Source organism: Mesorhizobium sp. P2_F7, assembly GCF_056403695.1.
Genome location: NZ_JBFUFA010000034.1, coordinates 1 through 1,712, shown reverse-complemented (window position 1 = coordinate 1,712; position 1,712 = coordinate 1). Strand labels below are relative to the sequence as shown.

The following is a 1,712-nucleotide window of genomic DNA, read 5'->3' as shown; positions in this document are numbered from 1 at the left end:
CCGCAGACGCGGTGTCGTGGCCCGTTACGCTTGTGGCTTCGGGGCCGTCCGAGTGTCGCTTACGCGGCTCTCTTGAATTCTCACAAGGGCTTATTCAGAAGCAAACTGCTTCGCCGCCAGCGGCGCACCGCCCTCGTTCGTGAGGCGTATATAGTCGCCACCAACCAAAACTGTCAACAGCCATCGGTGATGTTTTTTCGATTTCTCGTGGAGATATCCACGGGGCTGAAATTCGTGAGTTGGCTTGGCTGAAATTGCGAGCGGCATTCCGCGGTCGGATCACGTCTACGAAGCCTCCATCTCTCCGCGACGACCGCGTGCCATCGGGCCGAAATTGTTTGCCGGACATGGCGAATTCGGCCGCGGCGGCCGGCCTGAGCAGCACTTCAAAGCCGGTCTTCCAGCAATTCCGCCGTGATGTTCCGGCCGGCGTAAAAGATGCCCAGGACCAAGACCCGCTCGGCCTCGACCGCAAAGGCAATGCTGACGGCGCGGCGGTAGCCGATGATGCGCAGACCAGGCATGATCTCGACCCGCTCTGTGCCGCGCTGTGGAAAAGTCGACAGGCCAACGCAATGGTCGCGAATGCCGGCAACAAAATTCCAGGCGATCGCCGGCGACGCACGGTCGGCTATGTCGTCATAGAGCTGTTCGAGTTCAGCTTCCGCCTTGGGGTGGAAGGCAATGCGATACTCCATCCCCTACTTGGCTTTCGCCTGCTTCGCGCGATGACGCGCCTCAAGCCGCGAAAAAACCGTCTCGGCGGGAATAGCCTTCGCCGGATCTCGCTGGAGTTCGGTCAGGCGCGCCGGGATTTCCTCGCGCAGCCATCTCTCCCGCTCCGCCTCGAAATCCTCGAGCATACGCAGGCCGGCGCGAACAACCTCACTGGCATTGTTGTAGCGACCTGATTCGAGCTGCTTTCTGATGAAGCTCTCATAGTGGTCGTTAAGGGCGTAGTTGGGCATGGCAACCTCCTTGGGAGACTATGGCGCCGATCAAAACTGGTAGCAATAGATAGCAATAATTAGCAGCGTGCGCACGGCCATGCTTCGTTTCCACGGTCTGCTGGCGAGAGAATAATTCGTCCCCTGATTCTGCGGCATCGAATCACGATCGCGCTGGGACGATCGTGATTCGTGCCCAGAATCATCCACCGGTATTCGAGCGCATAAAAAACGTGACGGCCGCCTCGCCCGACAGAGTTGGTGAGCCAACTGGCATCGCCCGGGTGTGATTTCGCTCGGATATGGTTGCAAATTGCGAACATCGGCCTGGGAGCATTCCGAGAGGATGCGCCTGCGCCAGGAGAGCCAGCATTGAGAGATCTTGCTTCGAGAGGCTGGACGCCGAAAAGTTGGCTTGGGAATGGGACAGGATGCATGGGTCGTAGAAACGTAAAAGGCCCGCTTGTGGCGGGCTTATTGATTTGGTTGCGGGGACAGGGATTTGAGTTTTCTGACCCGCGGCGGCTACGCCTCCTTGCGAGCCCTGATGCGGTTGAACCAGCCCGGCCGACCTCCAGATACAAAAAGGCCCGCGCGAGGCGGGCCTGTATTTGGTTGCGGGGACAGGATTTGAACCTGTGACCTTCAGGTTATGAGCCTGACGAGCTACCGGGCTGCTCCACCCCGCGTCAACTTGTGTGTAGGCCGGTGTCTTTAGACAGGATGGCCTATAGATAGATAGATGGCTCACCAAATGAAAGGGCC

The 1,712-nt window shown here is 58.7% G+C and carries 2 protein-coding genes and 1 tRNA gene; all 3 read right to left on the bottom strand.

Annotation, left to right across the window (positions count from 1 at the left end):
• Positions 1–386: 386 nt before the first annotated feature.
• A complete protein-coding gene (locus AC1DZ8_RS33280) occupies positions 387–698 on the bottom strand; it encodes a type II toxin-antitoxin system RelE/ParE family toxin (protein WP_477311256.1) in 312 nt (103 codons plus the stop codon).
• Positions 699–701: 3 nt separating this feature from the next.
• Positions 702–968 carry a type II toxin-antitoxin system ParD family antitoxin gene (locus tag AC1DZ8_RS33275; RefSeq protein WP_436261482.1) on the bottom strand — a complete coding sequence of 89 codons (267 nt, stop codon included), beginning with the start codon at positions 966–968 and terminating at the stop codon, positions 702–704.
• 591 nt (positions 969–1,559) lie between these two features.
• Positions 1,560–1,636: transfer RNA gene (locus AC1DZ8_RS33270), tRNA-Met, on the bottom strand.
• Between the last annotated feature and the right edge of the window lie 76 nt (positions 1,637–1,712).